The following is a 7,592-nucleotide window of genomic DNA, read 5'->3' as shown; positions in this document are numbered from 1 at the left end:
TAATTAAAAAAGTGGGGATGGGCATCGCCTCACTCAAAAACGGTCAATCATCTCTGAAGGTGAAAGACAAGAAGCCTACAGCGTAATCTTTGATTCGGTGTAGGAGTATGTCACACTATCTAAACGATCCTGCAAATCAGGAGCAAATTTAAACAAGTAAAGATTTTGCACCAATTCAATGTTTATGCCTTTTTCAACCCAATAAGAAGGTTGTACCATTGTTTCTGGAATCATTGCTCTAATTTGAATTACTTGAGTTTATTCCCGCATTTAGAACAGAAATTAGCCTCAATGGGGTTTTGTTGTCCACACTTAGTACAAAAAACGTGAGTACGGGTAGGGGGCGTTTGTACCCCATTGGTGGTTACAGGAACTGGTTCGGGTTTAACTATAGGTACAGTAGTAGGTATGGTTGCTCCTGTATTTAATTTACGAGCGAGGATTTCGTCTTGAATAATTTGTGCTTCTCGTTTATATTCGGGACTATCTTTACCTCCTTGTTTGATTAAGTCTGTTGCTCTTTGTTCTAGATAAGCTAATAATTCTAGATAGAGAGCTTGTTTTTCGCTGTCTGTTTCACAGTCATGAAATTTTTGATTGAGTTGTCGTTCAATTTCTAGGCGATCTTCCCGACAGCTTTTAACTTCTAAAACTGCTATAACTTCTTGCCAAGTGGAAGCTAGATCTACATTTTGTGAGCCAATGACGGTTTGTTTGCTATAGCGAATAATTGGTTCTTTGGTTTTTTGATTGACATCTTTGCGAAGTATTTTAAGAGCACGAGTTAAAACCACGAGTTTAAAGATATAGTCATCCTCGGGGAAGATATCCCAAAACACAGGATTTTTTTCCATGTGTACTGGTATGGGTAAGTCACGGCTTTTACCTTCTTGTTGTGCGCGTTTAGCGATGATATATTGACCTTTCCAATCTAAATAAGATTGACGTAGTTCTCTCATTCCTTCGATACAACGTAGGGAGAAACCACCTATTTCTTGAACAAAAACGATGCGGTGACGCTCTAATTCGCCTAGGGGTTTGATATCGTCTTTATTAGAGACAAATTCTGCTAACTTAGGGAGGATTTTTTGAGCGCCAATATCGGTGGTGTTTGCTCCTCCAACAATAGCCACGTTTTGATTAATAGCGGGGACAAATCCTGCGTCTTGTCCTTGCATCACGCTTTTACTTAAACTGATGAGGGGGTTAGATTGGTTGTAGGCGATTCTGAGATTGTTTCTAATCACAGCGTCGTCGTTGTAGATTTTTAAGAGGCGATCGCAAGCTGCTAAGTCGGTTTTGAGACGGCTATTTTCTGGGGCGGTTTCGATACGTGTTTTGGCTTGGTTAAAGATGATTTCTTGGACGTCTTCGTCTTTAATATCGGGAATACTAGCAAAATCGAAGAGGCGCATTATTTGGTTACTAGGGCGATTTTCTTGCCAAATGGGGCTAAGTTTGGGTAACACTTCTCCAGACATTGTATTACAGACTGAGTCTAAGCCTATTTCTCTAAGGCTTTTTGTTCCTGAAGTTGCTCCTGCTAGTTTTTCGAGGAAGTCGTCGTATAATTGGTTTAATTCAGCGCGATCGTAGAGTTTTATACCGTTGATTACTAAAGCATCGGCGCTATCTGCTTGACTATTACTTTGTTGATCAAAGATATCCCGCATGATAATCAGTTTTTGTTGCCAACGTTTGAACTTGGTTTCTAGCTGATCTAAATGTTCTAGTAACTTTTCGATTACTTGTAATCCGGCGGCTCGGGTTTTTCTTTGAATAATGGCGATGAAATTACCTTCTAAACCTTGTAGGGCTTGGTTACAGTATTGCTCCATTTTATCTTTTTTGGAGATGCCAAATTTATCTTTAAATTCGTTGATTTCGGCGATCGCTTTTTCATAGTCATCTCGGCGATTAATTTCGTTGGTAGCGAAGATTTGATCTTGTTCGCGGCGAAATTTTTCTACTGTATCGGCGAAGATTTGACGAACTGTGACAAAGAAAGCGTCGGCGTATTTTGGTCCTCTGGTTCTATCCTGTAAGATAGCGTAAACTTGTTCTTCTAGGGCTTTTTTACCTTGAATAATGGCATTATCTCGATTACTATAGATTTTTTTCAGATAATCTCCGTGTAGTCTTTCATCTGGGCTTAATTCCCGGAAATGTTCGGCGCGATATTCTTCTACTTTAGGTTTAAGATAATTGATTAGTTGGAGAATTTTCCCTGTTTCACGACCCATCATATTTACACCTTGAGCGGTGCATTGTAGTAAGTTCTCGCGGTTAATTTCATCGCGAAGACTGTTCACCCATTCTGAGATTACTTGTATATAAGAGCGATCGCTGGCTGCGCTTAAATCGGCGACTAGTTCGTTATCGTTGAGACGTATAGGTTTAAGGTGTTCGTTACGGACTAATTGTAACATTTCCGGGGGGAGAATGGCTTGGTCGTTTAACCACCAGTTAATAAAGTCTTTCCCTAGACGATAACCTAAACAAGTCCGAATATGAGCGATCGGAATTTCCACACTAGATAAACCGAAACTCATAAATTGTTTAGAGTATCCTCTTCCTCCTGGGTCTTTTTCTGCCCATGCTCCTTTAATATTATCTCTGATGGATCGTTTATGGGCGGCAAAGTCTGAGGTCATGTCTAGAAAGATGTTTTGAGCGATCATTTCTCTGATTTGACCTAAGTTAAAGTCATTACCATTGCTGTTTTTTGTTCCTACTAGATAGGTAAAGTCAAAGGGTGGTTTATAGCTGCGGATTTCGTCACTCAGACTGCTACTGAATTGGGCTACATATTCGGTTCTTTCGTCGGAGAAGTAGCTTAATTCCATCATGGCTGCATATCCGTTGGCTAAGACGCGATCGCCTACTTTAATCGCTTTAAATGCTTCTGGTGTTGGTACTATGGCTGTCAAGAGGGCGCTACTTTCGCTTCTTAACCAATGTCTGAGACAATAACCCATATCTATTAACATCCCGCTTCCTGTTCCTCCTGAGAGTGAACCTGTAACAAAGACGTTGATACCGTTTCCTGCTACTTTGATGCCATAATTATCCTGCATATAGGTTTCATGTCCCTTGATTCGAGCTATGGCGCTGAGAAATTTTTCCCTGATTTGGCTATAGTTAAAGAAAAAGGCAAAACGACCACAAGGGCGTATTTGTCCTGCTCCTGCTTCTAAACTGGTAATATTGCGCTCTAATTCACTAGGAAACCAATCATTAATCCAGGGATAATTATCTATATTGCTGATAATTGCTTCTACGTCTCTTCCTGTTACTCTCGCCCAATGTTTCTCATAGTCTTTAAAACTTGTTCCTGATGCTTCGGGATTTGTAACCTTATAGTCTCTATCTGTATCTATTAATAAAAAGCTGATAATGGGAAATTTATCTAAATCTCGATAGGTTTCCTCTACTAGACGTCTTACTCTAGCTAACACTTCTGCGCCTGTTCCACCTATACCCACTAGCACAGTGGGAACCATACTTTTTTCTTCTACTTGTGGGGGCATAATTATCTAGGTTACTTAACAACATTTAATAGTACGATTATACAATATTTTCAGGATTTTTTACGGTTGCGTATGTACTGATTAGGCTGCAACCAGTGTTTACTCTCTCTCTTGTTGCTGCTGATGTGCAATCTTAAAAAATTATTTAAGCAAGTTAATATTGTTAGAGAAGAGAAAAAAACCACATCCTAAGAAGAAGCAATGTTAGAAATGAGTGATCCTCAACAGTTAAGGGAATTAGCCCAAAATAATCCAGAATTAGTAACTAGCATAGCAGCTAATCCCGTTTGTCCACCTGAATTATTAACTAAATTTGCTCAGGATAATAATCAATCAATCCGTCAAATAGTTGCAGCTAATCCCAATACCCCCACAGAAACATTATTTAGATTAGGGGCTGAATTCCCCCAGGAAATGTTAGATAATCCAGTCTTTGATTTATTATTGCTAGAAAATCCTAATTTACTAGGGGAAATGCCAGAAGAGACCTTAATTAGTCTGATGCAATTAGCAACTGTACCCGATAGTTTTAAACAATGGGTAGTCAATCATGATCAGAGAGAAAAGGTACTTTATGCTGTTGCAGCTAATCCCCATACTCCTGTCAATATTTTAGCAAGTCTGGCAACTCATTCTGATTGCAGTGTTCGCAGTTATGTAGCGGCTAATCCCCATACTCCTGTAAAGATTTTAGAAATTTTGGCAACTGACTCTTATTGGATTGTTCGTGAACAAATAGCTAAAAATCTCCATACTCCTGTTAATATATTAACCATTCTGGTAACTGATTCTCGGGATAGTGTTCGTTTTAGCGCTTCAAGAAACCCTCAAGCAACTTCAGAAATACAAGAGCAAGAAGAATTATATAGTCAATATTATCGAAGTCGAAATATTCCTGTTGAGGTTTTATCTCAATTGGCTACTCATTATGATTCAGGAGTGAGAGCTATAGTAGCCTTTAACCTTAATACTCCTGTAAATATTTTAGAAATGTTAGCTACTGATTCTGAGGAAAATGTTCGATATCAAGTAGCGAGGAATACTCATACTCCTAGGAGTATATTAGAAAATCTGGCAACTGATTCTAGTACAGAAGTTCGTAGTGATGTAGCGGATAATCTTCATACTCCAACAGATGTTTTAACAATGTTAGCTACTGATCTTGATGATAATGTTCGTACTCGGGTAGCCAGAAATCCTAATACATCAAAAGATGTTTTAGCAATATTAGCAACTGATTCTGAGAGATATATTCGTCTTCATGTAGCTGCTAATCCTCATACCCCCAAAGATATTTTAAGAAAATTAGCCAATGATTCTGACAAAGATGTTCGTATTCGTGTAGCTGCTCATCCTCATACTTCAATAGATATTCTAACAATGTTATTAGATGATTCTGAGAAAAATGTTCGTTTTTGGGTAGCCGCTAATCCTAATACCCCCAAGGATATTTTAACAATGTTATTAGATGATTTTTATGGTATAGGGAAGAATCTCTATACCTTACGGGAGATTTTCATAATATTAGCCAATGATTCTTATGATGGTGCTCGCCGTTATGTAGCGGCTAATCTCCATACTCCCATAGATATTTTAAAAATATTAGCCAATGATTCTTATGATGGTGTTCGTAGCTCTGTAGCGGCTAATCCTCATACCCCCAAGGATATTTTAAGAAAATTAGCAACTGATTCTGATTATTATGTACGTCGCGAAAGCTTAAAACAACTCCTGTAGAGCGTTTCATGAGCGCTATTACTACATTTGGAGATATAATCAAGTATGAGTATTTAGATAATGCACATTGAATGACTTCTGAAACACTTAAAAAGTATTTAACTAATATCATTAAAAATCAACTGCAAATTAGTACAATGATTTGGGGTGCTCCAGGTATTGGTAAATCTAGCATTGTTGCTCAAGTTGCTCAAGAAAACCAGCTAGATTTTATTGATGTACGTCTCTCCCAATTAGCCCCAACTGATTTAAGGGGATTACCCGTAGCGGTAAAAGAAACAAATAACAATCAAGGTACATCTACATGGTATCCTCCAGAGTTTTTACCTCGTAGCGGTAAAGGGATTTTTTTTCTCGACGAGTTGAATATGGCCCCTCCTACCATGCAGGGAGTAGCTCAACAACTGATTTTAGATAGAAAGGTAGGAGCTTATGAAGTTCCCCGAGATTGGTTTATTTGGGCCGCAGGTAACCGCAAAGAAGATAGAGCAAGTGTTTTTGAAATGCCTGCACCTTTAGCTAATCGTTTTTTACACCTTGAGGTTACGGTTGATTTTGATAGTTTTAAAGCTTACGCCTTGGATCGTAATTTTCATGAGCAAATTATCGCTTTTCTTTCTTATCGTACGGAATTATTGCATAAATTGGACTCTCAGACTCACGCTTGGCCCTCTCCACGCACTTGGGAAATGGCTAGTAATTTGCATCGGTGTCAAATGGATATTACCCCTGCGGTAGGAGAAGGTGCTCAAGCTGAATTTCAAGCTTTTTTGGCTGTATATACAAATTTACCTAATCTACAGGCTATTTTAAACGGTAATGGTGCTCAGATTAAATTTCCTCAAGAACCATCTAACCGTTATGCTACTACTATTGGTTTAACTATGAGAGCAACCACTGCACAACAAGCTATCAACGCTTTTCAATGGCTCAATACTCAAGCAACTGCTGAATGGGTGCAATTATTTGCGGTTGATTTATTGCGTCAAATGCGTAATAAAGGGGAAATAGGTGCTTTAGCTGCTTTGATTAAGAAAGATCCAAGATTAGCTAATTTCTTTCAAGATTTTAGAGATATTATTAAAGTAATTTAATGGAAGACGCAATCACTATCTCACGGTTAAGAATCCGCACTAAATCTCCTTTTTTTGCTACTTTATCTTTGTTTGCTGAATTTAAACCTACATTTAATTTGGATACCGCAGCTACTGATGGTAAGGTGGTTTTTTATAACCCTGATTTTCTCGCTAATTTACCTCCTAATCAACAAGATGGTTTAATTGTTCACGAGTTATTACACGCAGCTTTGTTACATAATATTAGACGTAAAGAAAGAGAGCCTAGATTGTGGAATATTGCTGCTGATATCGTGGTTAACGGTTTAATTGTGCAAGATACTAGTTATGAGTTACCTCCAGGAGGTATTCGTTATCCAGAGTGGGAAACTAAAAGCGTTGAGGAAATTTATGAGTTATTATTACAACAGGGTGATCAATGTAAGTTTGAATTATCTATGTCTGATTTGTTAGCTAGTTCTCAGGTTAACAATGCTCCCGAATCAATATCTACTCAGCAACAAAAGGATTTAAAGGCTTATTGGAACGATGCTTTACAACAGGCTGCGGTAATAGCTCGTACCACTAACCAGGGGAAATTACCCGCGGGTATAGAACGACAATTGGGAGAATTAGCCCAAGCCCAAATAGATTGGCGTACCTATCTCTGGCGTTATCTTGTGCAAACTCCTACTGATTTCCAAGGATTCGATCGCCGTTTTATTGGTCAAGGTTTATATCTAGAAATGTTACTAGGTGAGTCAGTACAGGTTTTTGTGGCTATTGATACTAGTGGTTCGATTAGTAATGAGCAGATGAAGAGTTTTTATAGTGAGTTATTGGGGATTTTAGGATCTTATCCTCATCTTAATTGTCAATTATACTATGCCGATGCTGCTATTTATGGACCTTATCAATTAAAACCCAATAATGATTTACCTAAACCAAGAGGGGGTGGGGGTACATCTTTTATTCCTTTTTTTACTGCTGTGGAAAAACATAGAGATGTATCTTTAGAGGGTGTGTGTGTTTACCTTACCGATGGTTATGGTGATTTTCCGCAATATGCTCCTAGTTTACCAGTGCTCTGGGTGGTTACTCCAGGTGGATTGGATAATCAGGGATTTCCTTTTGGGGAAGTAGTCAGATTAATTAAGTGACATACTCCTACACCGAATCAAAGATTACGCTGTAGGCTTCTTGTCTTTCACCTTAAGAGATGATTGACCGTTTTTGAGTGAGGCGATGCCCATCCCCACTTTTTTAATTA

The 7,592-nt window shown here is 38.4% G+C and carries 4 protein-coding genes; 3 read left to right on the top strand and 1 reads right to left on the bottom strand.

The features are described 5' to 3' along the window. Positions 1-248 precede the first annotated feature (248 nt). On the bottom strand, positions 249-3,530 hold the full coding sequence (locus EA365_00530) for a zinc-ribbon domain-containing protein (GenBank protein TVQ49262.1): 3,282 nt from the start codon (positions 3,528-3,530) through the stop codon (positions 249-251). Positions 3,531-3,731: 201 nt separating this feature from the next. On the opposite strand from EA365_00530, the gene EA365_00525 reads away from it, so the two are divergent. From EA365_00525 to EA365_00515, 3 genes are all read left to right on the top strand, one after another. After that, the gene (locus EA365_00525; GenBank protein TVQ49261.1) at positions 3,732-5,267 is read left to right on the top strand and encodes a hypothetical protein; all 1,536 of its coding nucleotides are present in this window, start codon (positions 3,732-3,734) and stop codon (positions 5,265-5,267) included. Between the two features lie 71 nt (positions 5,268-5,338). Then, complete coding sequence (locus tag EA365_00520) at positions 5,339-6,361, top strand: MoxR family ATPase (protein TVQ49260.1); 1,023 nt, start codon at positions 5,339-5,341, stop codon at positions 6,359-6,361. Next, the gene (locus tag EA365_00515) at positions 6,361-7,482 is read left to right on the top strand and encodes a hypothetical protein (GenBank protein TVQ49259.1); all 1,122 of its coding nucleotides are present in this window, start codon (positions 6,361-6,363) and stop codon (positions 7,480-7,482) included. Before EA365_00520 ends, EA365_00515 begins: the two co-directional genes overlap by 1 nt. Positions 7,483-7,592: the final 110 nt, after the last annotated feature.

Source organism: Gloeocapsa sp. DLM2.Bin57 (genome assembly GCA_007693955.1).
Classification (GTDB): Bacteria; Cyanobacteriota; Cyanobacteriia; order Cyanobacteriales; family Gloeocapsaceae; genus Gloeocapsa.
The sequence above is the reverse complement of the archived record's forward strand: the minus strand, read 5'-3'. Positions and strand labels throughout refer to the sequence as shown.